27 protein-coding genes and 1 pseudogene are annotated in these 26,377 nt (G+C 69.8%); 22 read left to right on the forward strand and 6 right to left on the reverse strand.

The window, feature by feature from the left end; genetic code table 11:
• Positions 1–12: 12 nt before the first annotated feature.
• The 16 genes and pseudogenes from prfA to ACFTZL_RS13580 all read left to right on the forward strand — a co-directional run.
• Positions 13–819, forward strand: a pseudogene (gene prfA / locus ACFTZL_RS13505) (peptide chain release factor 1); the annotation flags it as partial.
• 32 nt (positions 820–851) lie between these two features.
• Positions 852–1,697, forward strand: a complete 846-nt coding sequence (prmC, locus tag ACFTZL_RS13510) for a peptide chain release factor N(5)-glutamine methyltransferase (RefSeq protein WP_261680566.1) — start codon at positions 852–854, stop codon at positions 1,695–1,697.
• A 70-nt stretch (positions 1,698–1,767) separates the two neighbouring features.
• Positions 1,768–2,415, forward strand: coding sequence for an L-threonylcarbamoyladenylate synthase (locus ACFTZL_RS13515; protein ID WP_193480933.1), 648 nt, complete (start codon positions 1,768–1,770; stop codon positions 2,413–2,415).
• The gene (locus ACFTZL_RS13520; RefSeq protein WP_382497342.1) at positions 2,412–3,092 is read left to right on the forward strand and encodes a protein-tyrosine-phosphatase; all 681 of its coding nucleotides are present in this window, start codon (positions 2,412–2,414) and stop codon (positions 3,090–3,092) included. Before ACFTZL_RS13515 ends, ACFTZL_RS13520 begins: the two co-directional genes overlap by 4 nt.
• A 71-nt stretch (positions 3,093–3,163) precedes the next feature.
• Positions 3,164–4,402 carry a serine hydroxymethyltransferase gene (gene glyA / locus ACFTZL_RS13525; protein ID WP_382581200.1) on the forward strand — a complete coding sequence of 413 codons (1,239 nt, stop codon included), beginning with the start codon at positions 3,164–3,166 and terminating at the stop codon, positions 4,400–4,402.
• A gap of 129 nt (positions 4,403–4,531) precedes the next feature.
• The gene (locus ACFTZL_RS13530) at positions 4,532–5,848 is read left to right on the forward strand and encodes an MraY family glycosyltransferase (protein WP_382581202.1); all 1,317 of its coding nucleotides are present in this window, start codon (positions 4,532–4,534) and stop codon (positions 5,846–5,848) included.
• A 297-nt stretch (positions 5,849–6,145) separates the two neighbouring features.
• Positions 6,146–6,583 carry a hypothetical protein gene (locus ACFTZL_RS13535; RefSeq protein WP_382581204.1) on the forward strand — a complete coding sequence of 146 codons (438 nt, stop codon included), beginning with the start codon at positions 6,146–6,148 and terminating at the stop codon, positions 6,581–6,583.
• Between the two features lie 273 nt (positions 6,584–6,856).
• Positions 6,857–7,624: a F0F1 ATP synthase subunit A gene (atpB, locus tag ACFTZL_RS13540; protein ID WP_382497437.1), complete on the forward strand. Its 768-nt coding sequence runs from the start codon at positions 6,857–6,859 to the stop codon at positions 7,622–7,624.
• A gap of 68 nt (positions 7,625–7,692) precedes the next feature.
• Positions 7,693–7,932 carry an ATP synthase subunit C gene (locus tag ACFTZL_RS13545; RefSeq protein WP_030246434.1) on the forward strand — a complete coding sequence of 80 codons (240 nt, stop codon included), beginning with the start codon at positions 7,693–7,695 and terminating at the stop codon, positions 7,930–7,932.
• A gap of 38 nt (positions 7,933–7,970) precedes the next feature.
• Entirely contained in the window at positions 7,971–8,519 is a 549-nt protein-coding gene (locus ACFTZL_RS13550; RefSeq protein ID WP_261680572.1) for a F0F1 ATP synthase subunit B, read from the forward strand.
• A complete protein-coding gene (locus ACFTZL_RS13555) occupies positions 8,516–9,331 on the forward strand; it encodes a F0F1 ATP synthase subunit delta (protein ID WP_382581206.1) in 816 nt (271 codons plus the stop codon). Before ACFTZL_RS13550 ends, ACFTZL_RS13555 begins: the two co-directional genes overlap by 4 nt.
• A gap of 123 nt (positions 9,332–9,454) precedes the next feature.
• Positions 9,455–11,044 (forward strand): F0F1 ATP synthase subunit alpha, encoded by a 1,590-nt coding sequence (gene atpA / locus ACFTZL_RS13560; protein ID WP_382581208.1) that lies wholly within the window; start codon positions 9,455–9,457, stop codon positions 11,042–11,044.
• 20 nt (positions 11,045–11,064) lie between these two features.
• Complete coding sequence (locus tag ACFTZL_RS13565) at positions 11,065–11,979, forward strand: F0F1 ATP synthase subunit gamma (RefSeq protein ID WP_382581210.1); 915 nt, start codon at positions 11,065–11,067, stop codon at positions 11,977–11,979.
• Positions 11,980–11,981: 2 nt separating this feature from the next.
• Positions 11,982–13,418, forward strand: coding sequence for a F0F1 ATP synthase subunit beta (gene atpD / locus ACFTZL_RS13570; RefSeq protein ID WP_382581212.1), 1,437 nt, complete (start codon positions 11,982–11,984; stop codon positions 13,416–13,418).
• Positions 13,419–13,534: 116 nt separating this feature from the next.
• A complete protein-coding gene (locus ACFTZL_RS13575; RefSeq protein WP_184590438.1) occupies positions 13,535–13,912 on the forward strand; it encodes a F0F1 ATP synthase subunit epsilon in 378 nt (125 codons plus the stop codon).
• Positions 13,913–14,042: 130 nt separating this feature from the next.
• Positions 14,043–14,489, forward strand: coding sequence for a DUF2550 domain-containing protein (locus ACFTZL_RS13580; protein ID WP_382581214.1), 447 nt, complete (start codon positions 14,043–14,045; stop codon positions 14,487–14,489).
• A gap of 14 nt (positions 14,490–14,503) precedes the next feature.
• On the opposite strand, the gene ACFTZL_RS13585 is transcribed toward ACFTZL_RS13580, so the two are convergent.
• The 3 genes from ACFTZL_RS13585 to ACFTZL_RS13595 all read right to left on the reverse strand — a co-directional run bounded on the left by ACFTZL_RS13585 (position 14,504) and on the right by ACFTZL_RS13595 (position 18,321).
• Positions 14,504–16,324, reverse strand: coding sequence for a glycosyl hydrolase family 18 protein (locus ACFTZL_RS13585; RefSeq protein ID WP_382581215.1), 1,821 nt, complete (start codon positions 16,322–16,324; stop codon positions 14,504–14,506).
• A 123-nt stretch (positions 16,325–16,447) separates the two neighbouring features.
• Positions 16,448–17,098 carry a response regulator gene (locus ACFTZL_RS13590; RefSeq protein WP_382581217.1) on the reverse strand — a complete coding sequence of 217 codons (651 nt, stop codon included), beginning with the start codon at positions 17,096–17,098 and terminating at the stop codon, positions 16,448–16,450.
• Positions 17,095–18,321 carry a sensor histidine kinase gene (locus ACFTZL_RS13595; RefSeq protein WP_382581219.1) on the reverse strand — a complete coding sequence of 409 codons (1,227 nt, stop codon included), beginning with the start codon at positions 18,319–18,321 and terminating at the stop codon, positions 17,095–17,097. The genes ACFTZL_RS13590 and ACFTZL_RS13595 overlap by 4 nt, the downstream gene beginning before the upstream one ends.
• A 151-nt stretch (positions 18,322–18,472) precedes the next feature.
• On the opposite strand from ACFTZL_RS13595, the gene ACFTZL_RS13600 reads away from it, so the two are divergent.
• Positions 18,473–19,057, forward strand: coding sequence for a hypothetical protein (locus ACFTZL_RS13600; protein WP_382581221.1), 585 nt, complete (start codon positions 18,473–18,475; stop codon positions 19,055–19,057).
• Positions 19,054–19,242 carry a DUF5708 family protein gene (locus ACFTZL_RS13605; protein WP_382581223.1) on the forward strand — a complete coding sequence of 63 codons (189 nt, stop codon included), beginning with the start codon at positions 19,054–19,056 and terminating at the stop codon, positions 19,240–19,242. Before ACFTZL_RS13600 ends, ACFTZL_RS13605 begins: the two co-directional genes overlap by 4 nt.
• On the opposite strand, the gene ACFTZL_RS13610 is transcribed toward ACFTZL_RS13605, so the two are convergent.
• Genes ACFTZL_RS13610 through ACFTZL_RS13620 form a run of 3 tightly spaced genes read right to left on the reverse strand, consistent with a single transcriptional unit; the run spans position 19,239 to position 21,398 of the window.
• Positions 19,239–19,811, reverse strand: a complete 573-nt coding sequence (locus tag ACFTZL_RS13610; RefSeq protein ID WP_193480918.1) for a cob(I)yrinic acid a,c-diamide adenosyltransferase — start codon at positions 19,809–19,811, stop codon at positions 19,239–19,241. The two genes, ACFTZL_RS13605 and ACFTZL_RS13610, sit on opposite strands and share 4 nt — an antisense overlap.
• A gap of 13 nt (positions 19,812–19,824) precedes the next feature.
• Positions 19,825–20,574, reverse strand: a complete 750-nt coding sequence (locus ACFTZL_RS13615; protein WP_382581225.1) for an ABC transporter permease — start codon at positions 20,572–20,574, stop codon at positions 19,825–19,827.
• 26 nt (positions 20,575–20,600) lie between these two features.
• On the reverse strand, positions 20,601–21,398 hold the full coding sequence (locus ACFTZL_RS13620) for an ABC transporter ATP-binding protein (protein ID WP_382581227.1): 798 nt from the start codon (positions 21,396–21,398) through the stop codon (positions 20,601–20,603).
• Between the two features lie 94 nt (positions 21,399–21,492).
• Here ACFTZL_RS13620 and ACFTZL_RS13625 point away from each other — a divergent pair, with 94 nt between their 5' ends.
• The 4 genes from ACFTZL_RS13625 to ACFTZL_RS13640 all read left to right on the forward strand — a co-directional run bounded on the left by ACFTZL_RS13625 (position 21,493) and on the right by ACFTZL_RS13640 (position 26,361).
• Positions 21,493–22,134: a TetR/AcrR family transcriptional regulator gene (locus ACFTZL_RS13625; protein WP_382581229.1), complete on the forward strand. Its 642-nt coding sequence runs from the start codon at positions 21,493–21,495 to the stop codon at positions 22,132–22,134.
• A gap of 128 nt (positions 22,135–22,262) precedes the next feature.
• Complete coding sequence (locus tag ACFTZL_RS13630) at positions 22,263–23,111, forward strand: 3-hydroxyacyl-CoA dehydrogenase family protein (protein WP_382581231.1); 849 nt, start codon at positions 22,263–22,265, stop codon at positions 23,109–23,111.
• Positions 23,112–23,261: 150 nt separating this feature from the next.
• On the forward strand, positions 23,262–23,585 hold the full coding sequence (locus ACFTZL_RS13635; protein WP_382581233.1) for an STAS domain-containing protein: 324 nt from the start codon (positions 23,262–23,264) through the stop codon (positions 23,583–23,585).
• 268 nt (positions 23,586–23,853) lie between these two features.
• Positions 23,854–26,361: an ATP-binding protein gene (locus ACFTZL_RS13640; RefSeq protein ID WP_382581235.1), complete on the forward strand. Its 2,508-nt coding sequence runs from the start codon at positions 23,854–23,856 to the stop codon at positions 26,359–26,361.
• The last annotated feature ends 16 nt before the right edge of the window (positions 26,362–26,377 follow it).

Raw genomic sequence — 26,377 nt, forward strand, 5'->3', positions numbered from 1 at the left:
GAGTAGCAGCCCCTACTCCTCGTCCCGCGCGACCCCAGTGACGACACGGACGTCATCCTCGAGATCAAGGCCGGCGCGGGCGGCGACGAGTCGGCGCTGTTCGCCGGGGACCTGCTGCGCATGTACCTGCGCTACGCCGAGCGGGTCGGCTGGAAGACCGAGATCATCGACGCCACCGAGTCCGAGCTGGGCGGCTACAAGGACGTCCAGGTCGCCGTGAAGACCAAGGGCGGCCAGGGCGCCACCGAGCCCGGACAGGGCGTCTGGGCGCGGATGAAGTACGAGGGCGGCGTGCACCGCGTGCAGCGGGTGCCGGCGACGGAGTCCCAGGGCCGTATCCACACCTCCGCCGCCGGTGTGCTGGTCACGCCGGAGGCCGAGGAGGTCGACGTGGAGATCAACCCCAACGACCTCCGGATCGACGTCTACCGCTCCTCCGGGCCGGGCGGACAGTCCGTCAACACCACCGACTCCGCCGTGCGCATCACGCACATTCCCACCGGAGTCGTCGCCTCCTGCCAGAACGAGAAGAGCCAGCTGCAGAACAAGGAGCAGGCACTGCGTATCCTGCGCTCGAGGCTGCTTGCCGCGGCGCAGGAGGAGGCGGAGAGGGAGGCCGCCGACGCCCGCCGCAGCCAGGTCCGCACCGTCGACCGCTCCGAGAAGATCCGCACGTACAACTTCCCGGAGAACCGCCTCTCGGACCACCGCGTCGGCTTCAAGGCGTACAACCTGGACCAGGTCCTGGACGGCGACCTCGCCGCGGTGATCCAGGCCTGTGTCGACGCGGACTCGGCGGCCAAGCTGGCGGCCGCGTAAGACACGTAGGAGACGAGTACCGGAGGACTTGCGTGAACCTGCTGCTCGCGGAGGTGGCCCAGGCCACCCAGCGGCTCGCCGACGCCGGCGTGCCCTCGCCGCGTACCGACGCGGAGGAACTCGCCGCGTTCGTGCACGGCGTCAAGCGCGGCGAGCTGCACTCCGTCAAGGACTCCGACTTCGACGCCCGCTACTGGGAGGTCATCGCCCGCCGCGAGGCGCGTGAGCCGCTCCAGCACATCACCGGGCGGGCCTACTTCCGGTACCTGGAACTCCAGGTCGGCCCCGGGGTGTTCGTGCCGCGCCCCGAGACGGAGTCCGTGGTCGGCTGGGCCATAGACGCCGTACGGGCCATGGACGTCGTCGAGCCGTGCATCGTCGACCTGTGCACCGGCTCCGGCGCCATCGCGCTCGCCCTCGCCCAGGAGGTGCCGCGCTCGCGCGTGTACGCCGTGGAGCTGTCCGAGGACGCCCTCAGGTGGACCCGCAAGAACGTGGAGGGGTCCAGGGTCGAGCTGCGCCAGGGAGACGCCCTGACGGCCTTCCCGGACCTGGACGGCCAGGTCGACCTGGTCATCACCAACCCGCCGTACATCCCGCTCACCGAGTGGGAGTACGTCGCCCCGGAGGCGCGGGACTACGACCCCGACCTGGCGCTCTTCTCCGGCGAGGACGGCCTCGAACTCATCCGCGGCCTGGAACGCACCGCGCACCGGCTGCTGCGCCCCGGCGGCGTCGTGGTCGTGGAGCACGCGGACACCCAGGGCGGCCAGGTGCCGTGGATCTTCACCGAGGAGCGGGGCTGGGCCGACGCGGCCGACCATCCGGACCTCAACAAGCGCCCGCGTTTCGCCACGGCCCGCAAGGCGCTTCCGTGAGCACCCCGATCACCCCACAGTCTTCGCAGTCTTCATCCCAGCAGCACGTGTACGAGGAGGCCAGCTAAAGATGGCACGGCGATACGACACCAACGACGCGACCGACCGCGTGACCGGTCTGCGTGAGGCAGCGTCCGCCGTCCGCCGTGGCGAGCTCGTGGTGCTGCCGACGGACACGGTGTACGGCATCGGCGCCGACGCGTTCTCCTCGGAGGCCGTCGCCGACCTGCTGGACGCGAAGGGCCGGGGCCGCAACATGCCCACCCCCGTCCTCATCGGCTCCCCGAACACCCTGCACGGGCTGGTCACGGACTTCTCCGAGCTGGCCTGGGAGCTCGTCGACGCCTTCTGGCCGGGCGCGCTGACCCTGGTCGCCAAGCACCAGCCGTCCCTCCAGTGGGACCTCGGGGACACCCGTGGCACCGTCGCCGTGCGCATGCCGCTGCACCCGGTCGCCATCGAGTTGCTCACCGAGGTCGGTCCGATGGCCGTGTCGTCCGCCAACCTCACCGGCCACCCGGCGCCGGAGGACTGCGACGCCGCGCAGGAGATGCTCGGCGACTCCGTCTCCGTCTACCTCGACGGCGGCCCCACCCCCGGCAACGTGCCGTCGTCGATCGTCGACGTGACCCGTGAGGTGCCGCTGCTGCTGCGCGCGGGCGCGATCTCCGCGGACGAGCTCCGAAAGGTCGTACCCGACCTCGAGGTGGCGAATTGACGGCCCCTGGAGCGGGGCGTGGCATAGGCAACGGGGAAAGCGCGGCGGAGATCACGACGACGTTCGTGGGGCTTCCGCGTGACAGCTTCCGCATCCTCCACGTCAGTACCGGCAATGTGTGCCGCTCGCCCATCACCGAGCGGCTGACCCGCCATGCCGTGCGGGAGCGGCTGGGGATCCTGGGCGGCGGGCTGATCGTGGAGAGCGCGGGCACCTGGGGTCACGAGGGCGCGCCCATGGAGTCCCACGCGGAGACCGTCCTGGCCGACTTCGGCGCGGACGCCTCCGGCTTCACCGGGCGTGAGCTCCTCGACGAGCACGTGATCCGCGCCGACCTGGTGCTGACCGCCACCCGGGACCACCGGGCGCAGGTCATCTCGATGGGGCACTCGGCGGGCCTGCGGACCTTCACGCTCAAGGAGTTCACCCGTCTGGTGAAGGCCATCGACCCGGCGACCCTGCCGCCCCTGGAGGAGGGCGTGGTCATCCGCGCGCGTGCGCTGGTGCGTGCCGCGGCGGCTCTACGCGGGTGGCTCCTGGCCCCGAACGCCGAGGCGGACGAGGTGTACGACCCGTACGGAGCACCCCTGACGTTCTTCCGGTCCATCGGGGACGAGATACACCAGGCACTCGATCCGGTGGTCACGGCCCTCACGGGTGTCCCCGCAAAGGCGTAGCAGCCGAGCGCCCCGGGGGCACCGGGCCTACATTGGACGTACGTCACCGTCGACGCCGCCCGGAGCCCATCATGACGGTCACCCCTGCCATCGAGGCCGACGTCCTGCGCCACCAGGACCCGGAGCTTGCCGACGTCCTGCTCGCGGAGCGGGAGCGGCAGTCGACGACGCTCCAGCTCATCGCCGCCGAGAACTTCACCTCGCCGGCCGTGCTGGCGGCCCTCGGCTCGGCCCTCGCCAACAAGTACGCCGAGGGCTACCCGGGGGCGCGGCACCACGGCGGCTGCGAGATCGTCGACGTCGCCGAGCGTCTGGCCGTGGACCGGGCCAGGGCCCTGTTCGGCGCCGACCACGCCAACGTCCAGGCGCACTCGGGCTCTTCGGCGGTGCTGGCCGCCTACGCCGCCCTGCTCCGCCCCGGCGACACGGTCCTCGCCCTCGGCCTGCCCTACGGCGGCCACCTCACCCACGGCTCGGCCGCCAACTTCTCCGGCCGCTGGTTCGACTTCGCCGGATACGGCGTGGAGGCCGAGTCCGGGTTCATCGACCACGAGCAGGTGCGCACGCTGGCCCGCACGCGCCGGCCCAAGGCGATCGTGTGCGGTTCGATCGCCTACCCCCGGCACATCGACTACGCCTTCTTCCGCGAGGTCGCCGACGAGGTGGGCGCCTACCTCGTCGCGGACGCCGCGCACCCCATCGGGCTCGTCGCCGGGAGAGCGGCACCGAACCCGGTGCCGTACGCGGACATCGTCTGCGCGACCACCCACAAGGTGCTGCGCGGCCCGCGCGGCGGCATGATCCTGTGCCGCGCGGAGCTGGCCGAGCGGGTGGACCGGGCCGTGTTTCCTTTCACACAGGGCGGCGCGCAGATGCACACCATCGCCGCGAAGGCGGTCGCGTTCGGGGAGGCGGCAACACCGGCGTTCGTCGCGTACGCCCATCAGGTGGTAGCCAATGCGAGGGTTCTCGCGGCCCGGCTGGCCGCCGAGGGCCTGGTCGTCACCACCGGCGGCACCGACACCCACCTCATCACGGCCGACCCGGCACCCCTGGGCGTCGACGGACGCACCGCCCGCGGCCGTCTCGCCGCGGCCGGCCTGGTGCTGGACTGCTGTGCGCTTCCTCACGGCGACGCCCGGGGCCTCAGGCTGGGCACGGCCGCGGTCACCACGCAGGGCATGGGGGAGGCAGAGATGGCGAGGATCGCCAAGCTGCTCGCGGGGGTGCTCAGGGGCGTGACCGAGACCGCCAGAGCCCGTGAAGAAGTGCGGGAGCTGGCCGGTGGATTTCCGCCGTATCCGCGCTGAGTGGGGGTAGACGCACCAGGGTGCACAGCCACTCGTGCAACCATCGTCGCTACCCGGAAGTCCCCACCCATATGCGCGCATCGCTAGGGTGTGGGGCTGTGATGGCCAGCGAGACCTGTGGGGAAGCCTGTGCGTGAATACCTGCTGACGCTCTGCATCACGGCCGCGGTGACGTATCTGCTGACAGGGCCGGTGCGGAAATTCGCGATCGTGGCGGGAGCGATGCCGGAGATCCGGGCACGTGATGTGCACCGGGAACCCACTCCGCGGCTCGGCGGGATCGCGATGTTCTTCGGCCTGTGCGCGGGGCTGCTGGTCGCCGATCACCTGACCAACCTCAGCCAGGTCTTCGAGACGTCGAACGAACCCCGGGCGCTGCTGTCCGGGGCGGCGCTGATCTGGCTGATCGGTGTGCTGGACGACAAGTTCGAGATCGACGCCCTGATCAAGCTGGGCGGCCAGATGATCGCCGCGGGCGTGATGGTCGTGCAGGGTCTGACGATCCTGTGGCTGCCGATCCCGGGCGTCGGTTCGGTCGCGCTCTCCCAGGGGCAGGGCACGCTGCTGACGGTGGCGCTGGTCGTCATCACCATCAACGCGGTCAACTTCGTCGACGGCCTGGACGGTCTGGCGGCGGGCATGGTGTGCATCGCGGCCGCGGCGTTCTTCCTGTACGCCTACCGCATCTGGTACTCGTACGGCGTCGAGGCCGCCGCCCCCGCCACCCTCTTCTCGGCGATCCTGATGGGCATGTGCCTGGGCTTCCTGCCGCACAACATGCACCCGGCGCGGATCTTCATGGGCGACTCGGGCTCCATGCTCATCGGCCTGGTCCTGGCCGCCGGTGCGATCTCCGTCACCGGGCAGGTCGACCCGGACGCGCTCAACCTCTATGTCGGGTCCGAGAAGGAGGCCGTGCACCAGACGGTCCCCGTCTACATCCCGCTGCTGCTGCCGCTGACCATCATCGCGGTGCCGGCCGCCGACCTGGTCCTGGCCATCGTGCGGCGCACGTGGAAGGGCCAGTCGCCGTTCGCCGCCGACCGCGGCCACCTGCACCACCGCCTCCTGGAGATCGGCCACTCGCACAGCCGCGCGGTGCTGATCATGTACTTCTGGTCGGCGCTGATCGCCTTCGGGGCGCTCGCCTACTCGGTCAACTCGGCGTCCATGTGGATCGTGCTCGGCGTCGTGTTCCTCAGCGCGATCGGTCTCCTGCTGCTTCTGCTGCCGCGCTTCACGCCGCGCGCCCCGCGCTGGATGGAGCGCTTCGTGCCGCCGCGCTACCGGCGCCGTGTCTCGGTCGCGGCCCTCGCACCCGAGGCCTCGACGCCGGCGGCCGCGGCCGCCGTATCAGGGGTCTCCGGTGTCTCCGGAGTCAACGGGGCGACCGCCATCGGCCCCCGTTCGCGTCTGGCGGACCGGCGCAAGGCCGGGACAAGGTAAGAATCTGACTAGAGCATTGCCAAGTCGTGGGGTTGCGATGGGGGAGCGAAGCGCCCCAATACCAGACAAGTCGGCGCTGTTCTTGCTCAGACGCGCAGTTTCACTCTCATGTGTGACAGCCCGCACACCCCCAGGTAAAGACTGCATCAAATAGTTTGTGATACGGTTCACGAGAACCCCCGGATAGAGCCGAAGGACCGCAGTGCGACGGTCCATTGGCGTGAGGACTCCACTCAGCCCGGGACTACGCTCGTCCATGACGACACCCCTGCCCCCTGCGAAAGCGGAGATGCCGCCATGCCGTCCAATGACGCCCGGAACCTCTTGCAGTGTGCTGTACCCACAGCGGCTGCCGGTGCGGTCGCGGTCGCCGTCAGTGGCGTGGTGGCCGGAGGCAAGGGAGCCGTGGGAGCCGCCGTCGGCACCCTGCTGGCCATCCTCTTCATGGGGGTCGGTCTGTATGTGCTGCAGCGGACGGCAAAAACGCTCCCGCAGTTGTTCCAGGCCATGGGGCTGATGCTTTATACGACTCAGCTCCTGCTGCTCCTGATCTTCGTGGCCCTCTTCAAGGACACCTCTCTCTTCAATGCGAAGACGTTCGCCATCGGGCTCGTCGTCGCGACCGTCGTGTGGATGGCTGCGCAGGCTCGTGCGCATATGAAGGCCAAGATCTTCTACATCGACCCGGACCCCGAGAAGAGCGAGAAGCCCGAGAAGACCGGGTCATCGTCGTGACGAGTAGGGGCGCGATAAAGAGCACGGGGAACTCCTGCTATCGTCCGGTGCCAACTGCGGCATCGCGGGCGCGGGCATCTGAGCTGACGCCTGCTCGAACGCGAGGCTCGATGCCCCAAAGCCGCCCTCACATCCGTAACACCAGTCCAGTGCCGATCCGCGGCTGCGCGCCGCGCCGACACAACGAGGTTGCCGTACCCATGCGTCACGCCGAAGGAGCCCCCGGTGAGTGCTGACCAGACCCAGCTCGCCTTTGACTGGAGCTGTCGGATCATGTCCGACGGGTGTGGTTTTCCGGCACCGGGCCTGCACTCGTTCCTCTTCAAGCCGATCGCCACGGTCGGAGGGTTCGAGTTCAACAAGGTGATGCTGCTGGCGCTCATCACCACCGTCCTCGTCATCGGCTTCTTCTATGCGGCCTTCGGCAAGGCCAAGGTGGTGCCGGGCAAGCTGCAGATGGTCGGTGAGGCCGGCTACGACTTCGTCCGCCGCGGCATCGTCTACGAGACGCTCGGCAAGCGCGAAGGCGAAAAGTACGTCCCGTTCATGGTCTCGCTGTTCTTCTTCATCTGGATCATGAACATCTGGTCCGTGATCCCGCTGGCGCAGTTCCCGGTGTCGTCGATCATCGCGTTCCCGGCGGTCCTGGCCGCGATCGTCTACGTGACCTGGGTCTCGCTGACCTTCAAGAGGCACGGCTTCGTCGGGTTCTTCAAGAACGTCACCGGCTACGACAAGTCGCTCGGCCCGGTGCTGCCGCTCGTGATGGTCATCGAGTTCTTCTCGAACCTGCTCGTCCGGCCGTTCACGCACGCGGTGCGACTCTTCGCCAACATGTTCGCCGGCCACCTGATGCTGGTCATGTTCACCGTCGCATCCTGGTACCTGCTGAACAGCTGGATGGTCCCGGCGGCGGGTGTCTCCTTCGTGATGACCATCGCCATGATCGGCTTCGAGCTTTTCGTGCAGGCCGTCCAGGCATACGTCTTCGTACTCCTCGCCTGCACGTACATCCAGGGCGCTCTCGCTGAGCATCACTGAGCCCCACCCCACCCCCGGTCGTCCGGTGGCCAACCCCCACCGGTCCGTTAAGAGAAGGAAGATTCAGCATGGCTGCCACTGAGACCCTTGCCGCTGTCTCCGGTTCCATCGGTTCCGTCGGTTACGGCCTCTCGGCTATCGGCCCCGGCATCGGCGTCGGCATCATCTTCGGCAACGGCACCCAGGCCCTCGCCCGCCAGCCCGAGGCCGCCGGCCTGATCCGTGCCAACCAGATCCTGGGCTTCGCCTTCTGTGAGGCGCTCGCCCTCATCGGCATCGTCATGCCGTTCGTCTTCGGTATTGACTAAAGATTCCCTACCGACAGGCAACGACGAAAGGCACTGATGTGATCGCCAACCTGGTGCAGCTGGCGGCCGAGGAAGAGCAGAACCCGCTCATTCCTCCGGGCCCCGAGCTGCTCGTCGGCACCATCGCCTTCGCCATCGTGTTCTTCTTCTTCTGGAAGAAGCTGCTTCCGAACATCAACAAGGTTCTGGAGGAGCGCCGCGCGGCGATCGAAGGCGGTATCGAAGAGGCCGAGACCATGAAGGTCGAAGCCCAGAGCGTGCTTGAGCAGTACAAGGCACAGCTCGCCGAGGCCCGGCACGAGGCCGCGCGCCTGCGCCAGGAGGCGCAGGAGCAGGGCGCCACGCTCATCGCCGAGATGCGGGCCGAGGGCCAGCGTCAGCGCGAGGAGATCGTCGCCGCCGGCCACTCGCAGATCGAGGCCGACCGCAAGGCCGCCGCGTCCGCGCTGCGTCAGGACGTCGGCAAGCTCGCCACCGACCTGGCCGGCAAGCTCGTCGGGGAGTCCCTCGAGGACCACGCCCGCCAGAGCCGCGTGATCGACCGGTTCCTCGACGAGCTCGAGGAGAAGGCCGAGGCCGGGCGATGAACGGAGCGAGCCGCGAGGCCCTGGCAGCCGCACGAGAGCGTCTCGACGCGTTGACGGACTCCACGTCCGTCGACGCGGGCTCGCTCGCCGACGAGCTGGCCGCCGTCACCGCTCTGCTCCACCGCGAGGTTTCGCTGCGTCGGGTCCTCACCGACCCGGCGCAGGCTGGAGAGGCCAAGGCCGAGCTGGCCCAGCGTCTGCTCGGCACCCAGGTCAGCGGTCCGGCCGCCGACCTGGTCGCGGGCATGGTGCGCTCCCGCTGGTCGCGCTCGCGCGACTTGGTGGACGCGCTGGAGCAGCTGGCCGACACGGCCGACCTCACCGCCGCGCAGAAGGCCGGCAAGCTCGACGACGTCGAGGACGAGCTGTTCCGGTTCGGCCGGATCGTCTCCGGCAGCACCGAGCTGCGTGCCGCGCTGACCGACCGGAAGGCCACCACCTCGGCCAAGAGCGAGCTGCTGCGCAGCCTGCTCGGCGGCCGGGCGCAGTCGGCCACCGAGCGTCTGGTGACGCGCCTCGTGACCGCGCCGCGGGGACGTAGCCTGGAGTCGGGACTGGAGTCCCTGTCCAAGCTCGCCGCCGAGCGCCGGGACCGCATGGTGGCCATCGTCACCTCGGCGGTGCCGCTGAGCGACCCGCAGAAGCGGCGCCTGGGTGCCGCCCTCGCGAAGGTCTACGGCCGCCAGATGCACCTCAATCTGGACGTGGACCCCGAGGTCGTCGGCGGAATCCGGGTGCAGGTCGGCGACGAGGTCATCAACGGCTCCCTCGCGGACCGGCTGGAGGACGCGAGCCGCCGTCTGGCGAGCTGAGCAGCAACTCAATAGCACCACGTACTTACGACGGCCCTGGTTGGGCCGTGCAGAAGAATCCTGGGGGTCGCCCCCAGACCCCCAAAGAAACTTCGGGCCCAACAAGGAGAGCAGGGAACCCAGATGGCGGAGCTCACGATCCGGCCGGAGGAGATCCGGGACGCGCTGGAGAACTTCGTCCAGGCGTACAAGCCGGACGCGGCCTCGCGCGAGGAGGTCGGTACGGTCACCTTTGCCGGCGACGGCATCGCGAAGGTCGAGGGTCTGCCCTCGGCCATGGCCAACGAGCTGCTGAAGTTCGAGGACGGCACCCTCGGCCTCGCCCTCAACCTCGAGGAGCGCGAGATCGGTGCCATCGTCCTCGGTGAGTTCAGCGGCATCGAGGAGGGGCAGCCGGTCTCGCGTACCGGTGAGGTTCTCTCCGTAGCGGTCGGCGAGGGCTACCTCGGCCGTGTGGTCGACCCCCTCGGCACCCCGATCGACGGCCTCGGCGAGATCGAGACCGAGGGCCGCCGTGCCCTCGAGCTGCAGGCCCCCACGGTCATGGACCGCAAGTCGGTCCACCAGCCGATGGAGACCGGCTACAAGGCCGTCGACACCATGACCCCGATCGGCCGTGGCCAGCGTCAGCTGATCATCGGCGACCGCCAGACCGGCAAGACCGCCCTGGCCGTCGACACGATCATCAACCAGCGCGACAACTGGCGCTCGGGCGACCCGGACAAGCAGGTCCGCTGCATCTACGTCGCCATCGGCCAGAAGGGCTCCACCATCGCCGGCGTGCGCGGCGCTCTGGAGGAGGCCGGCGCGCTGGAGTACACGACCATCGTCGCCGCCCCGGCGTCCGACCCGGCCGGCTTCAAGTACCTGGCGCCGTACACCGGTTCGGCCATCGGTCAGCAGTGGATGTACGAGGGCAAGCACGTCCTCATCATCTTCGACGACCTGTCGAAGCAGGCCGACGCCTACCGCGCGGTGTCGCTGCTGCTGCGCCGCCCGCCGGGCCGTGAGGCCTACCCGGGTGACGTCTTCTACCTGCACTCGCGCCTGCTGGAGCGCTGCGCCAAGCTCTCCGACGAGATGGGTGCCGGCTCGATGACCGGTCTGCCGATCGTCGAGACCAAGGCCAACGACGTCTCGGCGTTCATCCCGACCAACGTCATCTCCATCACCGACGGCCAGTGCTTCCTGGAGTCGGACCTGTTCAACGCCGGTCAGCGCCCCGCGCTGAACGTCGGTATCTCCGTCTCCCGAGTCGGTGGTTCCGCCCAGCACAAGGCGATCCGCCAGGTGTCCGGCCGCCTCCGCGTGGACCTCGCCCAGTTCCGTGAGCTGGAGGCGTTCGCCGCCTTCGGTTCCGACCTGGACGCCGCGTCGAAGTCGCAGCTCGAGCGTGGTCAGCGCATGGTCGAGCTGCTGAAGCAGCCGCAGTACCAGCCGATGGCCACCGAGGACCAGGTCGTCTCCATCTGGGCCGGCACCACCGGCAAGATGGACGAGGTCCCGGTCGTCGACATCCGCCGCTTCGAGAAGGAGCTGCTGGAGTACCTGCACCGCAAGGAGCAGGGCCTGCTGACCTCCATCCGCGAGGGCGGCAAGATGTCGGACGACACCCTCCAGGCCATGGCCGACGCCATCGCGGAGTTCAAGAAGCAGTTCGAGACCTCCGACGGCAAGCTGCTCGGCGAGGACACCCCGGCTGCCGGTAAGTGACGACGGAAGGGACCTGACTCATGGGAGCCCAGCTCCGGGTCTACAAGCGTCGCATCCGATCCGTCTCCGCGACCAAGAAGATCACGAAGGCGATGGAGATGATCGCCGCCTCGCGCGTCGTCAAGGCGCAGCGCAAGGTGGCGGCCTCCACCCCGTATGCGACCGAGCTCACCCGCGCGGTCAGCGCGGTCGCCACCGGTTCGAACACCAAGCACCCGCTGACGACGGAGGCGGAGAACCCGACCCGCGTCGCGGTCCTGCTCCTCACGAGCGACCGCGGTCTGGCCGGCGCCTTCAACTCCAACGCCATCAAGGCCGCGGAGAAGCTCACCGCGCAGCTCGAGGGTGAGGGCAAGGAGGTCGTCATCTACATCGTCGGCCGCCGTGGTCTCGCCCACTACAACTTCCGCGAGCGCAAGGTCGCGGAGTCGTTCACGGGCTTCACCGACCAGCCCTCGTACGCGGACGCCAAGAAGGTCGCGGCCCCGCTGATCGAGGCGATCGAGACGGAGACGGCCGAGGGCGGCGTGGACGAGCTCCACATCGTCTACACCGAGTTCGTGTCGATGATGACGCAGACGGCCGTCGAGGCTCGGCTGCTGCCGCTCAGCCTCGAAGAGGTCGCGGAAGAGGCCAAGCCCAAGGGCGAGATCCTTCCGCTGTTCGACTTCGAGCCCTCGGCGGAGGACGTCCTGGACGCCCTGCTGCCGCGCTACGTGGAGAGCCGCATCTACAACGCGCTGCTCCAGTCGGCCGCCTCGAAGCACGCTGCCACGCGGCGCGCGATGAAGTCGGCAACCGACAACGCCGGTGATCTCATCGAGAACCTCACCCGGCTTGCCAACCAGGCCCGCCAGGCCGAAATCACCCAGGAAATCAGCGAGATCGTCGGTGGTGCCAGTGCCCTGGCCGACGCGACCGCGGGGAGTGACTGAAAATGACCACCACTGTTGAGACGGCCACGGCGACGGGCCGCGTCGCGCGGGTCATCGGCCCGGTCGTCGACGTGGAGTTCCCCGTCGACGCGATGCCGGACATCTACAACGCCCTTCACGTCGAGGTCGCCGACCCGGCGAAGGCGGGCGAGAAGAAGACGCTGACCCTCGAGGTCGCCCAGCACCTGGGTGACGGCCTGGTCCGCGCGATCTCCATGCAGCCCACCGACGGTCTGGTCCGCCAGGCCCAGGTGGTCAACACCGGCGTGGGCATCTCCGTCCCGGTCGGCGACTTCACCAAGGGCAAGGTGTTCAACACCCTCGGTGAGGTGCTGAACACCGACGAGGAGTACGAGGGCGAGCGCTGGTCCATCCACCGCAAGGCCCCCGCGTTCGACCAGCTCGAGTCGAAGACCGAGATGTTCGAGACGGGCCTGAAGGTCGTCGACCTGCTCACCCCGTACGTCAAGGGCGGCAAGATCGGTCTGTTCGGTGGTGCCGGAGTCGGCAAGACCGTGCTGATCCAGGAAATGATCATGCGTGTCGCCAACCTCCACGAGGGCGTCTCCGTCTTCGCGGGCGTCGGTGAGCGCACCCGTGAGGGCAACGACCTCATCGCGGAGATGGAAGAGTCCGGCGTTCTGGACAAGACCGCCCTGGTCTTCGGCCAGATGGACGAGCCCCCGGGCACCCGTCTGCGCGTGGCCCTGGCCGGCCTGACGATGGCGGAGTACTTCCGTGACGTCCAGAAGCAGGACGTGCTGTTCTTCATCGACAACATCTTCCGCTTCACCCAGGCCGGTTCCGAGGTGTCGACCCTGCTCGGCCGTATGCCCTCCGCGGTGGGCTACCAGCCGAACCTGGCCGACGAGATGGGCACCCTTCAGGAGCGCATCACCTCGACCCGTGGTCACTCGATCACCTCGATGCAGGCGATCTACGTCCCCGCGGACGACCTGACCGACCCGGCCCCGGCCACCACCTTCGCCCACCTCGACGCGACGACGGTGCTCTCCCGTCCGATCTCCGAGAAGGGCATCTACCCGGCCGTGGACCCGCTGGACTCCACGTCCCGCATCCTCGACCCGCGGTACATCGCGGCGGACCACTACAACGCCGCGATGCGCGTGAAGAGCATCCTGCAGAAGTACAAGGACCTGCAGGACATCATCGCGATCCTCGGTATCGACGAGCTCGGCGAGGAGGACAAGCTCGTTGTCCACCGTGCCCGTCGCGTGGAGCGCTTCCTGTCCCAGAACACCCACGCCGCCAAGCAGTTCACCGGCGTGGACGGTTCGGACGTGCCGCTGGACGAGTCGATCGCCGCGTTCAACGCGATCTGCGACGGCGAGTACGACCACTTCCCGGAGCAGGCGTTCTTCATGTGCGGTGGTCTCGAGGACCTGAAGAACAACGCCAAGGAGCTGGGCGTCTCCTGACCCGAGCCGCGCTCGAGTCATGAGGGGGCGGGGCTCGTCCCGCCCCCTCTGTCACGCCCACTAGACTTGTAACCAACACCCGGCACTACCGCCGGGTGGTGACCCGAGGAGCCACCTTGGCTGCTGAGCTGCACGTCGCGCTGGTCGCCGCCGACCGTGAGGTCTGGTCCGGCCAGGCCACCCTGGTCGTCGCGCGCACCACGTCCGGCGACATCGGCGTCATGCCCGGTCACCAGCCGCTGCTCGGTGTGCTGGAGTCGGGCCCGGTGACCATCCGTACGAGCGATGGCGGGACGGTCGTCGCCGCGGTCCACGGCGGTTTCATCTCGTTCGCGGACGACAAGCTCTCGCTGCTGGCCGAAGTCGCCGAGCTGTCGGACGAGATCGATGTCCAGCGCGCGGAGCAGGAGCTGGAGCGCGCGAAGGCGGAGGACGACGCGGACGCCCAGCGCCGTGCGGACGTCCGTCTGCGTGCGGCTACGGCGGCGCGCTGACCCTGTCCGCCGTGTGATGACGTCACTCAGCCGCGGCTGGGTACCGGAGAGATCCGGACCCGGTCGCGGCTGAGGCAGATGTGGGAGTTTTTTCCGTTCCGTTACCTAGGAGACGAGGAGGTCGGTGTCGATGGTCCTCGCTCTGACTGTGTGCGGAATCGTGGTGGCTCTAGTGGTGGTGGGACTGTTCGTCTTCGGTCTGCGCCGCCGGCTCATCCAGCGTTCGGGCGGAACCTTCGACGCCAGCCTGCGCTGGGACGCCCCTGAGCAGGGCGAGACGAACGGCAAGGGCTGGGCGTACGGGGTGGCCCGGTACAACGGCGACCGCGTCGAGTGGTACCGCGTCTTCTCGTACTCGCCGCGCCCGCGCCGCATCCTGGAGCGTTCCGCGATCGAGGTGGCCGGCCGCCGCGTCCCGGAGGGCGAGGAGGAGCTGGCGCTCCTCTCCGACCATGTGATTCTGGCCTGTCTGCACCGGGGCTCACGTCTTGAACTCGCGATGAGCGAAGACGCGCTGACCGGTTTCCTCGCGTGGCTCGAGGCAGCCCCGCCCGGTCAGCGCGTCAACGTGGCATAACTCGCCGAACTCTCTTACGACAGTCCGCTGTTGATCGCGCTCACCAGCTCTCCGTTGCCGGTGTCGCCGCTGAACTCCCAGAAGAACGCGCCGCCGAGGCCCTGGTTCTTGGCCCAGCTCATCTTTCCGGCGATGGTGGACGGGGTGTCGTACGACCACCAGTTGCTGCCGCAGTGGGCGTACGCCGTGCCCGCGATCGTGCCCGTGACCGGGCAGGAGTTCTTCAGGACCTTGTAGTCCTCGATGCCCGCCTCATACGTACCGGGAGCCGCGCCGGTCGCCGATCCGCCGGGGGCGGACTGGGTGACGCCGGTCCAGCCGCGGCCGTAGAAGCCGATGCCGAGCAGCAGCTTGGCGGACGGGACGCCCTTCGCCTTCAGCTTGGCGATCGCGTCGGCCGAGTTGAAGCCGGCCTGCGGGATCCCGGGGTACGAGGTGAGCGGGGAGTGCGGGGCGGTCGGGCCGTCCTTGTCGAAGGCGCCGAAGTAGTCGTACGTCATCACGTTGTACCAGTCGAGGTGCTGCGCGGCGCCGCCGTAGTCGGCCGCGTCGATCTTGCCGCCGGAGGAGCCGTCGGCGGTGATGGCCGCCGTGACCAGGTAGTTCGAGCCGAATTCCGTGCGCAGCGCGGACATCAGGTTCCGGAAGGCCGCCGGGCCGGAGGTGTCGCAGGTCAGGCCGCAGGCGTTCGGGTACTCCCAGTCGATGTCGATGCCGTCGAAGACATCGGCCCAGCGCGGGTCCTCGACGACGGCCTTGCAGGACTTGGCGAACGCGGCGGCGTTCTGCGCGGCCTGGCCGAAGCCGCCCGAGTAGGTCCAGCCGCCGAAGGAGTACAGCACCTTGATGTGCGGGTACTTGGCCTTGAGCTGGCGGAGCTGGTTGAAGTTGCCGCGCAGCGGCTGGTCCCAGGTGTCGGCGGTGCCGCTGACGGACTGGTCGGCGGTGTAGGCCTTGTCGTAGGCGGCGTAGGTGTCGTCGACGGTGCACTGACCGTTCTTGACGTTGCCGAACGCGTAGTTGATGTGGGTGATCTTCGAGGCCGAGCCCGACGACACCAGGTTCTTGACGTGGTAGTTGCGGCCGTAGACGCCCCACTCGGTGAAGTAGCCGAGCTTGACCTTGTCACCCGTCGGCGGCTCGGTGGTGCCGCCGGTGGTGCGCACCGCGCGGGCGCCGCTGACCGGGCCGGTCTGGTCGGCGGTGTCGCGGGCCCGGACGGTGTAGGAGTAGGCGGTGCCCGCGGCCAGGCCGGTGTCGCTGTACGACGTGGTCGTCACGGTGGCGACCTTGGCGCCGTCGCGCAGGACGTCGTAGTTCTTGATGCCCTTGTCGTCGGTGGCGGCACTCCAGGACAGCTTCACCGAGGTGTCGGTGATGTCCGAGGCGCTGGGGGTGCCGGGGGCGCTCGGGGCGTTGTCGCCGGGTTCGGTGCCGCCGTCGCAGCTTCCGCCGTTGAGCTTGCAGTTCGCCGGGGAGCCGGAGCCGGTGCCGTTGAAGCCGAAGGAGACGGAGGCGCCGGGGGAGAGGGTGCCGTTCCAGGACTTGTTCTTGGCGGTCCAGTGGGTGCCGGAGGAGGTGACGTCGGCGTCCCAGGCGGAGGTGACGGACGTACCGGAGGGGAAGTCCCACTCGACGGTCCAGGAGCTGAGGGCGGTCGTGCCGGTGTTCTTCACCGTCCACTTGCCCTCGAAGCCGGAGCCCCAGTCCTGGGTCTTGGCGTAGGTGGCGGTCGCGGATGTCGCGGCCTCGGCGGGGCTCGCGAGGCCGACGAGACCGGCCAGCGGGAGCAACAGGGTCGCGAACCCTGCCGCGGCTCTGTGTCTGAAGCGCATGCTGCGCCTCCCTTGTGGGGTGGTCGGGGCGTGACTGAGCCTCACGCCCCTCATGGTGCGGTGAGAATAGAAAGGTCTGGACCACCGGTCAATAGGTCTGGACCACCGCTCCCCACGGTCGGGTCAGATACCCAACTCCTGCGCCAGCACCGCCGCTTGTACCCGGCTGCGCAGCTCCAGCTTCGCCAGCAGCCTGCTGACATGGGTCTTCACGGTCGCCTCGGCCATCTCGAGCCGGTCGGCGATGTCCGCGTTGGACAGGCCCTCGCCCAGACAGGACAGCACCTCGCGTTCGCGCCGGGTCAGCCGGTCCAGGACGGCCGGGTCGGCCGTGGGCTCCCGCGTCGGCTTCGCGGCGAACTCCGCGATCAGCCGCCGCGTGACCGCCGGGGAGATCAGCCCTTCCCCGCGCGCGACCGTCCGTACGGCCTCCAGCAACTGCCTCGCCTCGGTGTTCTTCAGCAGGAAGCCGGACGCGCCCGCCCGCAGCGCCCCGAAGACGTACTCGTCGAGGTCGAAGGTGGTCAGCACCAGCACATCGGCGAGTTGTTCCGTGACGACCTGGCGGGTCGCCGACACCCCGTCCAGGCGTGGCATCTGAACGTCCATCAGCACCAGGTCCGGCCGCAGCTCGCGGGCCAGCGCCACCGCCTGCTCGCCGTCCGCCGCCTCGCCGACCACCTCGATGTCGGGCGCGCTGCGCAGGATGAGGACCAGTCCGGCGCGGACGGCGGACTGGTCCTCGGCGACCAGGACCCGGATGGGCCGGCTCATGCGGTGTCTCCTTCGACGGTGTCGTTCACGGGGAGTGTGGCGCGTACGGCCCAGATCTTGCCGTCCGGCGAGCCTTCGGGGCCGGCCTCGAACGTGCCGTCCAGCAGCGCCACCCGCTCGCGCATGCCGACCAGACCGGCGCCGGAGCCGGGCGCGCGGGGAGCGTCCCGGTCACCGTACGGGCTGGTCACGGTGACGACGAGCGAGCCCTCCCTCCCCCATTGCCTTGAGGGCATGGGAGGTGCCCCCATGGCGAGGGACACGGTCACCCGGCCCGGGGCGGCGTGCTTGAGGGCGTTGGTCAGCGACTCCTGCACGATGCGGTAGGCGGCGAGTTCGACAGGTGCCGGCACCTCGCCCTGGCCGGTGTCCAGCGTGACGTCGAGGCCGTTGGCGCGGGCGCCCTCCACCAGCGAGTCGAGGCCGTCGAGCGTCGGGGCAGCGGCCGGTTCCAGGTCACCGCTGCTGTCGCGCAGGATGCCGATCAGCCGCCGCATCTCCGAGAGCCCCTCCACGCTGTTCTCGCGGATGACGACCAGGGCGTCCTGGGAGGTCTTCGGGTCGTCGAGGGAGAGGGCGGCGGTGGAGTGGATGGCGATCGCGGACAGGTGGTTGGCGACCATGTCGTGCAGTTCGCGGGCCATCCGGGCGCGTTCGGCGGTCACGGCCTGGGTGCGGTCCATCTCGGCGAGCAGCGCGGTCTGCTCGGCGCGCAGCCGGGCGGACTCGGCCGCGTCGCGGTGGTTGCGGACGATCAGGCCGGTGGCGGCGGGGCCGAAGGCCACGATGCCCGTGATCACACCGATCAGCAGCGCCTCGGGCTCGCGCCACAGGGCGAAAGGCACCACGGCCCCGATCACCGAGAGCAACCCGGTGATCCGCGGAATGCGGCGGGCCGAGGAGGGCGTGCCGTACAGGACCGCCGCGTACATCAGGTCGGTGTACATCAGGATCGTGACCAGGCTGCCCTGCGTGAGGGTGTCCAGGACGATCGCGGCCGTGCCGGTGAGCAGGGCGGTGCGCGGGGCGGCCCGGCGCAGCAGCTCGCAGCCGGCCATGACGAAGAGCGGCAGCAGCACCGGCCAGCGGCCCGGCAGGAGCACGTACGCCTCGGTGTGCGGGCGGGTGGCCAGTCCGAGGCCCCACAGCAGCAGTCCGCCGAGCAGGCCGCCTGCCGCGATGTAGACGTCGAAGCGGCGTGGGCGGGGGAGTCGTACGGCCATGACTCCATCCAACACGGCCGTGGCGCCCCACGCGTGATCCGCGCGTAGGGTCCCTGGCTGCATCTTTCGATGTACCGAGGGTTCGTCAGTCGCGACGACGATTCAGGCCGCACCGACCGGGAGCCTTGAAGGTGACCGAGAGGAGCGAACCGTGATCGTCGCACTGATCGCAGCCTGCGAGATCGGCTTCTGGGTACTGCTGGCCGCCGGACTGGGCGCCCGCTACCTGCTGAAGATGCCGCGCACCGGCCTGGCGCTGCTGCTCTGCGAGCCGCTGCTGGAGGTCGTCCTGCTGGTCGCCACCGCGCTGGACCTGAAGAACGGTGCCGACCCGAACTGGACGCACGGCCTGGCCGCGCTGTACATCGGCTACACCGTCGGGCACGGCCACCGCACCGTGAAGTGGCTCGACGGCCACGCGGCCCACCGGTTCGGTGGTGCCCCGCCTCCGCAGAAGCCCCCGCGCGACGGCATGGCCCGAGCGCGCCACGAGGCCAGGATCTGGCTGGGCACGCTGATCGGCGCGGTCGTCGCGACCGTGCTGCTCCAGGGCGCCATCTGGTACGTGGACGACCCGAGCCGCGTCACCTCCCTGGAGAGCTGGCGCTTCACGGCCTGGCGCGCGGCCGGCATCCACGGCCTGATCGCGCTGAGCTACTTCATATGGCCGCGGAAGCCCACCGCCGGGGAGCAGGACACCACCGTCAGCACATCGAAGGAAAGGATCCAGTCATGACCAAGGCGAAGCAGTATCTGACCGAAGGCGTCGTCACTTTCCTGATCGGCCTGCTGCTGTGGCGTTTCACCGGAGACGTGGACGTCCCCGTCGTCACCCTCACCAAGGTCGGCATCGTGATGATGATCGCCGGCGGGGTCCTCTCCGCCAACGGCCTCTGGCATGCCGCCCGGGGGAGAACCTAGCGCTCTCCGCCCGGCACCCACAACACGTCTCCGACCTGCTTGTTCGCCGTCCTCGCGAGGATGAACAGCAGGTCGGAGGCGCGGTTGAGGTAGGTCGCCGTCAGGGGGTTCATCGTCTCGGCGTGCACCTCCAGGGCGGCCCACGTCGAGCGTTCCGCCCGGCGTACGACCGTGCAGGCCTGGTGGAGCAGGGCCGCGCCCGGGGTGCCGCCCGGCAGGATGAAGGACCGCAGCTTCTCCAGCCGCTCGTTGAAGTGGTCGCAGTCCGCTTCCAGCTTGTCGATGTAGAACTGCTCGACCCGCAGCGGCGGGAACTCCGGGTTCTCCACCACCGGCGTCGACAGGTCCGCACCCACGTCGAACAGGTCGTTCTGCACACGGGTGAGGACCTTGACGACCTCCTCGTCCAGGCCGCCCAGGGCGATCGCCGCGCCGATCGCCGCGTTCGCCTCGTTGGCGTCGGCGTACGCCGAGATCCTGAGGTCGGTCTTGGCGACCCGGCTCATGTCGCCGAGGGCGGTGGTGCCCTGGTCGCCGGTCCTGGTGTAGATGCGCGTCAGATTGACCATGTGGCCAGCGTAGTTATGCTCCGGCGGTTCGGAACACGCGTGTGCCCACTGTCACGGACAGAGCCGTGAGGCCGACAGCCACCAGGACGCCGTACAGCATGGGTGCCGTCGCGTAGCTGCCGACGTACGCGTCGCGCACCGCGTCCACCAGATAGCGGAACGGCATGAGGTGCGACAGGACGTCCAGCCAGGCCGGGCCCAGGGTCATCGGCAGCATCAGGCCGGACAGCAGCATGGACGGCATGGTCAGCGCGTTGATCGCCGGGCCGAAGCTCTGCGGGGTGTCCAGCTTCATGGCCAGCGCGTACGACAGCGAGGCCAGCGAGAGCGAGAGCAGGGCGACGAACCCGAAGCCGATCAGAACGCCGGCCAGCGGGGCCCGCAGACCCATCGCGATGGCCGCCACTACCAGCAGCACCGCCTGGAAGACGAACACCGTGGCGTCCCGCAGCACCCGGCCCAGCAGCAGGGCCAGTCGGCTGACCGGGGTGACGCGCATGCGTTCGACCACCCCGTGGCCCTTCTCGATGATGATCGAGAAACCGGCGAACGACGCCCCGAACAGGCCCAGTTGGAGCAGCAGACCGGGAACGAGCACCTGCCAGGAGCTGCCCTGCTCGCCGAGCGGCAGGTCCGTGAGCAGGGGACCGAAGAACAGCAGGTACAGCAGCGGCATCAGGACGCCGAAGAGCAGCGCGAAACGGGAGCGCAGGGACTGGCGGAGATAGCGCCCGTAGACGAGCGCGGTGTCGTGCAACAGCATCGGGGGTCCTCTGTGTCCTCTGGGTCCTAAACGGCGACGGGAGTCTGGTCGGCGGGCGCGGCGCTGCGGCCGGTGATGGCGAGGAACGTGTCCTGGAGCGAGGCGTCGAGCGAGCCGCCGTACCGGAGCTTCAGCGCGCTCGGGGTGCCCTCGGCGACCACCACCCCCTGGTCGACGACGACCAGCCGGTCGGAGAGCGCGTCGGCCTCGTCGAGGTAGTGGGTGGTCAGGAAGACGGTCGTGCCGTGCTCGTCGCGCAGCCGGCGCACCAGGTCCCACAGGTCGGCGCGGCTGCCGGGGTCGAGACCGGTCGTCGGCTCGTCGAGGAACAGCACCTTCGGGCGGTGGGTGAGCGCCATCGCGATGTCCAGGCGGCGCCGCTGTCCGCCGGAGAGCGCGGCGCACTTGCGGTCGAGCAGTTCGGTGAGGCCCAGGTCGCGGGCGAGTTCCTCGGCGCGCTCGGCGGCGTGCGCCCTGGTCAGCCGGTACAGGCGCCCCTGGGTGACCAGCTCCTCCCGCACGGTGATCTGCGGGTCCACCCCGCCGGACTGCGCCACGTAGCCGCAGGCCCGCCGCACCCCCGCCGGGTCGGTCGCCAGGTCGTGGCCCGCGACGGCGGCGGCCCCGCCGGTCGGTTCCAGCAGGGTCGTCAGCATCCGCAGGGTCGTCGTCTTGCCGGCGCCGTTCGGGCCGAGGAAGCCGAGGATCTCGCCCTCGCGGACGGTCAGGTCGATGCCGCGCACGGCCTGGACCGGGCCGCCCTTCGTCTGGAAGGTACGGGCCAGACCGGCCGTACTGATGATTGCCGTGCCTCTGTTCTCCATGCCCCTGTTCTCCATGACCATAGAAAAACAGAGTCTCTTAAAGTTTGCAATGACTTCAAGTTTTGGGAAGCCCCAGGGAAGCTAGGATTCGGACATGGCTGAGGGGCTCAGGGAGCGGAAGAAGCGCGAGACCAGGCAGCGCATCTCGGACATCGCCACCGGGCTGTTCCTGGAACACGGGTTCGTGACGGTGACGATCGCGGAGGTGGCGGAGGCGGCCGACGTCTCCGTGAACACCGTCTACAACTACTTCCCGGCCAAGGAGGACCTCTTCTTCGACCGCTCCCAGGGCGTCGTCGACCGCCTCCCCCGCTGGGTGCGCGGCCGGGACACGGGAGAGTCGGCCGCCCGGGCGGTGCTGCGCGAACTGCGCGCCGAGACCGAGGCCGTCTCGCCCCGGATGGGCCTCATCGAGGGCTACGACCGCTTCATGCGCTGCATCGACGAGGCGCCGCCGTTGCGCTCCCGGCTGTGGAGCATCCAGCAGGAACTCCAGGACAACCTGGAGGCGACCCTCCGCGAGGAGTCCGGCGCCGCTGACGGCGACCCCCTGCCGGGGCTGATCGCCGGTCAGATCTGCTGGATCCACGGCACCGTCTTCGTCGCCATCGGCCGCGAGATGGTCAAGGGGCGCAACCCGGACGAAGTGTCACGAGAGATGCTCGTCCTCCTCGACGACATCGAGGAGCTGTTGAGCGAGAAGGTGCTCAACTACGCCGTACGAGACCCCGAATGACCCGGCCCGGTGTGATGTCCGTCATGTGAGACGTGACGCGCGTTACTTAGCGGTCACACAGCGCCTCACGAGCGCTAGTGTCCGCCCGAGAGGCATACATAAGAGCCGTGTCAGCAGGGAGTCGTAACGTGGCAGGGAAGCTCGCCGTCATCGGAGCCGGCCTCATGGGAGCCGGTATCGCCCAGGTCTCGGCACAGGCGGGCTGGGACGTCGTCCTGCGCGACGTCACCGACGAGGCGCTGAAGCGGGGCACCGACGGCATCAAGGCCTCGTACGACAAGTTCGTCGCCAAGGGCAAGCTGGAGGCGCACGACGCCGACGCCGCCCTCGCCCGGATCACCGCCACCACCGACCTGGACGCCGTGGCCGACGCGGACGTCGTCGTCGAGGCCGTGTTCGAGAAGCTCGAGATCAAGCACGAGATCTTCCGCGCCCTCGACAAGCTCGTGAAGGACGAGGCGATCCTCGCCTCCAACACCTCCGCCATCCCGATCACCAAGATCGCGGCCGCCACGGAGCGCCCCGAGCGGGTCGTCGGCGCGCACTTCTTCTCGCCGGTGCCGATGATGCAGCTCTGCGAACTCGTCCGCGGCTACAAGACCAGCGACGAAACCCTCGCCAAGGCCCGGGAGTTCGCCGAGTCCGTCGGCAAGACCTGCATCGTCGTCAACCGCGACGTCGCCGGCTTCGTGACGACCCGTCTCATCTGCGCCCTGGTCGTCGAGGCCGCGAAGTTGCAGGAGTCGGGCGTGGCGAGCGCCGAGGACATCGACCTCGCCTGCAAGCTGGGCTTCGGCCACGCCATGGGACCGCTGGCGACGGCGGACCTGACGGGCGTCGACATCCTGCTGCACGCCACCAGCAACATCTACACCGAGTCCCAGGACGAGAAGTTCGCGGCTCCCGAGCTGATGCGCCGGATGGTTGACGCCGGTGACATCGGACGCAAGAGCGGGCAGGGCTTCTACAAGCACTGAAACCGCACATGCCCCGGGGGCATCACACCCCCGGGTGAATTCGGTATCGGTTCGCTTACAGGAAGCAACCTCTGCCGCCTCCACACAGTCAGAGGTTGCATCACCGGCATCAGAAACGCGGAGCACGAGACGCACGCACGGGGAGCGCATATGTACATCAGGGGCGACCACGCCGAGCTGGTCGTCGGGGGCCGCCTCGACGTCCGGAGCGCGGCGGACGCCCGTACGGTCCTGCACTCGGCCGTCGACGACGGAGTCGGCGACCTCGTGCTCGACCTGTCCGAACTGGACTCCTGGGACGCCACCGGACTGGGTGTGATCATGGGAGCCCACCGGCGGGGCGGCCGCTGCGGCCGGCGCCTGGTGCTGCGCGGTGTACCGCCGCAGATGCAGCGCCTGCTGGTTGCCACCCGCCTGCACCGGATCCTGGCGATCGAGGGGGGCATCGGGGTGGAGACACTGCCCCGCGTGTGACGCCGGAGTGCGGGTGTGAACCGGGCGACCGGGGAGACCCGGACGGACCTTGTCGAATCGTGCGACGTGCACAATCCTCACGAGACCGTGACGTCTCGGACGCCGCGGTACCCCGGACTGTCGTAGATACTGTGCGAATGGTTTAGGGTTCGGCTGCCCGCTGCCTTGCCACCCTTCGAGCGGGCCCGGACCAGAAGCGACAGCGCGGTGTGCAGCAAGGCCGGGAGGGGCTTTCACAGCACACACCCGCTTTTGGGGGGCTTGTCTTATGGACCCGAACACCCGGGGACCCGAGGAGTGCGGCCACGAAGGCGACGGCCAGGGGCCGCGCCAGCGCCCGCCCCGGGAATCCCTCACACCCGACTTCGCACAGCACGCGCCCGCGCTCGCCCGCACGGTGCGGCTCGTCGCCGGCGACTTCCTGCTGACGGTCAACCCCGTCGACGGCAGCGAGATAGAGGCCTGCCCGCCCGCCGAACGGCCCGCCCGGCCGGTGAAGCTCACCACGGCCGAACGCGCCGAGGCCGAGCGCGCGGCCCTGCCGCCCGTCCCGCCCGGCCCCGCGCGTCCAGCCCTGCCCCTGCTGGCCCGCCAGGACGAACGCGAGCGCTTGGTGCGCCTGCTCGCCCGCGGCCGCTCCGTCCGCCTCACCGGACCCGCCGGCTCGGGCCGCACCCGCCTCCTCGACCTCGTCGCCGAGGACTGCTCGGACCTCGCCCCCGACGGCGTCGTCCGCCTCAACGGCTTCGGCCGCACCTCCGGCGACCTGCGGTACGAGCTCTTCCGTGCCGTCTTCAGCGCCCCCCTGTACCGCCCGGACCAGGATGAACTGCTCACCCACCTCCGTGAGATCGGCGCGGTCGTCGTCCTCGACGACATCGAGTTCGGCGGCGCCGCGCTCGACGAGCTGCTGGAGGCGACCCCGGAGTGCGCCTTCCTGCTGGGCGCCACCCCGGACGTGCCCGCCCCCTCCGCCGGCGCCGCCGTCGAGGAGGTCGTCCTCGGCGGCCTGGAACGCGCGGCCGGACTCGACCTGCTGGAGCACGCCGTCGGCCGGTCCCTCACCGAGGAGGAGTCCAACTGGGCGGGTGACCTCTGGTTCGAGTCCGAGGGCCTGCCGCTGCGCTTCGTCCAGGCCGGTGCCCTGCTGCGACAGCGCGACCACCTGCGCGCCGGGACGAATGCCGTCGACGAGTTCGGCGTCTTCGAGGACACGCCCCCGGCCGAGGCGTACGACGCCGCCGACGGCGACGACGTACCCCTGCCCTCGCTCGGCGAGGCCGCCGCCCCCGCCCCGCTGCTCGCCTCCCGGCTGAGCGCCTCCGCCCGCGCCACCCTGCGGTTCGCCGTCGCCCTCGGCGGCGAGGTCCCGCACCAGGCGCATCTGCCCGCCCTGGTCGGCGACACCCACGCGGACGCCGCCCTCGGTGAACTGGCCGTCTGCGGCCTGGTCTCCCCGGTCGGCTCCCGCTACCGGCTCGCCGCGGGCGTGCCCGCCCAGCTCGAGGCCGCCGGATACGCCGACGAGGCCGAGGCAGGCGCCCGCAGCGCCGCCCAGCACTACTCCTGGTGGGCCGGGCACCCCTCGGTCACCCCGGAGCGCGTGTGCGCCGAGTCCGACGCCGTCCTCGCCGCACTGGCCGTCCTCGGGCCCCTCACCCGGCCGCCCGCCGAGGGCGAGGAGAGCGCGGCCGTGCACCTGGCCCGCACCGCCGCCCCCGCGTTCGCCGCCGGACTGCACTGGAGCGCCTGGGAACGGTCCCTGCGGGCCGGCGCCGAGGCCGCCCGGCTGGCCGGGGACGTCGCCGAGGAGGCCTACTTCCATCACGAGCTCGGCATCCTCGCCCTGTGCGGCGGTCGGCTCGACCGGGCCCGGGCCGAACTGGAGGCCTCCATCGGCCTGCGCGGCGCCCTGGCCGACAAGCGCGGCACCGTCGCCGGCCGGCGTGCCCTCGCCCTGGTCTCCGACCGCTCGGGCACCCCGATCGGGCTCGGGCCGACCGCGGGGGAGGAGGTGCCCGACGCCCGGTACGAGGAGTCGGTGTCCCCGGCCGGCGGTGTTCCGGCGGCGTTCCCGACGCTCCAGCAGCCCGCCTCGCCGACCGTGGTCACCCACCACAGCTCGTCCGCGCCCTCGCGCAAGGCCCGGGGCGGCCTCAAGGGCCTGGCCCGTCGCAACCTGGTGGCCGCGGGCGCCGGGGCCCTGCTCGTCGCCGTGCTCGGCACGGTGGTGACCCTCGGCGCCACCTCCGACAAGGACCGGAACCCGCCGTCCGACCAGGTCGGCGTCAACCCCTCGGCCAGCCAGGGCCTGGGCGACGGCAGCCTGGGCGCCGACCCGGCGGCGAACGAGGGCGGCGACGACACCGGCGCGGCGACCAGCCGCCCGACCGACCCCGGTCCGGACGGCACACTCGGCACGTCGGACGATCCGACGCCGACGGACGAACCGAGCGGTTCGCAGGATCCGAGCGACCCCGCGTCGACGTCCAAGCCGCCGACGACCTCGAAGCCGCCGACGTCCTCCAAGCCGCCGACGACCCCGACCAGGCCGCCGTCCTCACCGACCAAGCCGCCGTCGAGTTCCACGCCGCCCTCGCCGACGCCGACCCCGACGGACACCGGGGAGCCCACGCCGACGACGACCCCGCCCACGACCAGCCCGTCCACCTCCGACTCGGCCAGCGGCCCGGCGCCGAGCGCGCCCACGAACACCACCGCGAGCGCGCCGCAGAGCAGTGAAGGGACGCCGAGCAGTTCGCAGTCGGTGATCTGACACCCGTACACACAGC

It is taken from the genome of Streptomyces sp. NPDC056948, from assembly GCF_042674225.1.
GTDB classification, from domain to species: domain Bacteria; phylum Actinomycetota; class Actinomycetes; order Streptomycetales; family Streptomycetaceae; genus Streptomyces; species Streptomyces purpurascens.

Coding starts and splice junctions, on each gene's coding strand:
- ACFTZL_RS13610 (WP_193480918.1), bottom strand. CDS start 19,811: ATGGTCAATCTGACGCGCATCTACACCAGGACCGGCGACCAGGGCACC.
- ACFTZL_RS13545 (WP_030246434.1), top strand. CDS start 7,693: ATGGCTGCCACTGAGACCCTTGCCGCTGTCTCCGGTTCCATCGGTTCC.
- ACFTZL_RS13585 (WP_382581215.1), bottom strand. CDS start 16,324: ATGCGCTTCAGACACAGAGCCGCGGCAGGGTTCGCGACCCTGTTGCTC.
- ACFTZL_RS13515 (WP_193480933.1), top strand. CDS start 1,768: ATGGCACGGCGATACGACACCAACGACGCGACCGACCGCGTGACCGGT.
- ACFTZL_RS13635 (WP_382581233.1), top strand. CDS start 23,262: ATGTACATCAGGGGCGACCACGCCGAGCTGGTCGTCGGGGGCCGCCTC.
- ACFTZL_RS13580 (WP_382581214.1), top strand. CDS start 14,043: ATGGTCCTCGCTCTGACTGTGTGCGGAATCGTGGTGGCTCTAGTGGTG.
- atpA (WP_382581208.1), top strand. CDS start 9,455: ATGGCGGAGCTCACGATCCGGCCGGAGGAGATCCGGGACGCGCTGGAG.
- atpD (WP_382581212.1), top strand. CDS start 11,982: ATGACCACCACTGTTGAGACGGCCACGGCGACGGGCCGCGTCGCGCGG.
- ACFTZL_RS13595 (WP_382581219.1), bottom strand. CDS start 18,321: ATGGCCGTACGACTCCCCCGCCCACGCCGCTTCGACGTCTACATCGCG.
- ACFTZL_RS13625 (WP_382581229.1), top strand. CDS start 21,493: ATGGCTGAGGGGCTCAGGGAGCGGAAGAAGCGCGAGACCAGGCAGCGC.
- atpB (WP_382497437.1), top strand. CDS start 6,857: ATGTCCGACGGGTGTGGTTTTCCGGCACCGGGCCTGCACTCGTTCCTC.
- ACFTZL_RS13565 (WP_382581210.1), top strand. CDS start 11,065: ATGGGAGCCCAGCTCCGGGTCTACAAGCGTCGCATCCGATCCGTCTCC.
- ACFTZL_RS13605 (WP_382581223.1), top strand. CDS start 19,054: ATGACCAAGGCGAAGCAGTATCTGACCGAAGGCGTCGTCACTTTCCTG.
- ACFTZL_RS13640 (WP_382581235.1), top strand. CDS start 23,854: ATGGACCCGAACACCCGGGGACCCGAGGAGTGCGGCCACGAAGGCGAC.
- ACFTZL_RS13620 (WP_382581227.1), bottom strand. CDS start 21,398: ATGGAGAACAGAGGCACGGCAATCATCAGTACGGCCGGTCTGGCCCGT.
- ACFTZL_RS13615 (WP_382581225.1), bottom strand. CDS start 20,574: ATGCTGTTGCACGACACCGCGCTCGTCTACGGGCGCTATCTCCGCCAG.
- ACFTZL_RS13555 (WP_382581206.1), top strand. CDS start 8,516: ATGAACGGAGCGAGCCGCGAGGCCCTGGCAGCCGCACGAGAGCGTCTC.
- ACFTZL_RS13535 (WP_382581204.1), top strand. CDS start 6,146: ATGCCGTCCAATGACGCCCGGAACCTCTTGCAGTGTGCTGTACCCACA.
- glyA (WP_382581200.1), top strand. CDS start 3,164: ATGACGGTCACCCCTGCCATCGAGGCCGACGTCCTGCGCCACCAGGAC.
- ACFTZL_RS13590 (WP_382581217.1), bottom strand. CDS start 17,098: ATGAGCCGGCCCATCCGGGTCCTGGTCGCCGAGGACCAGTCCGCCGTC.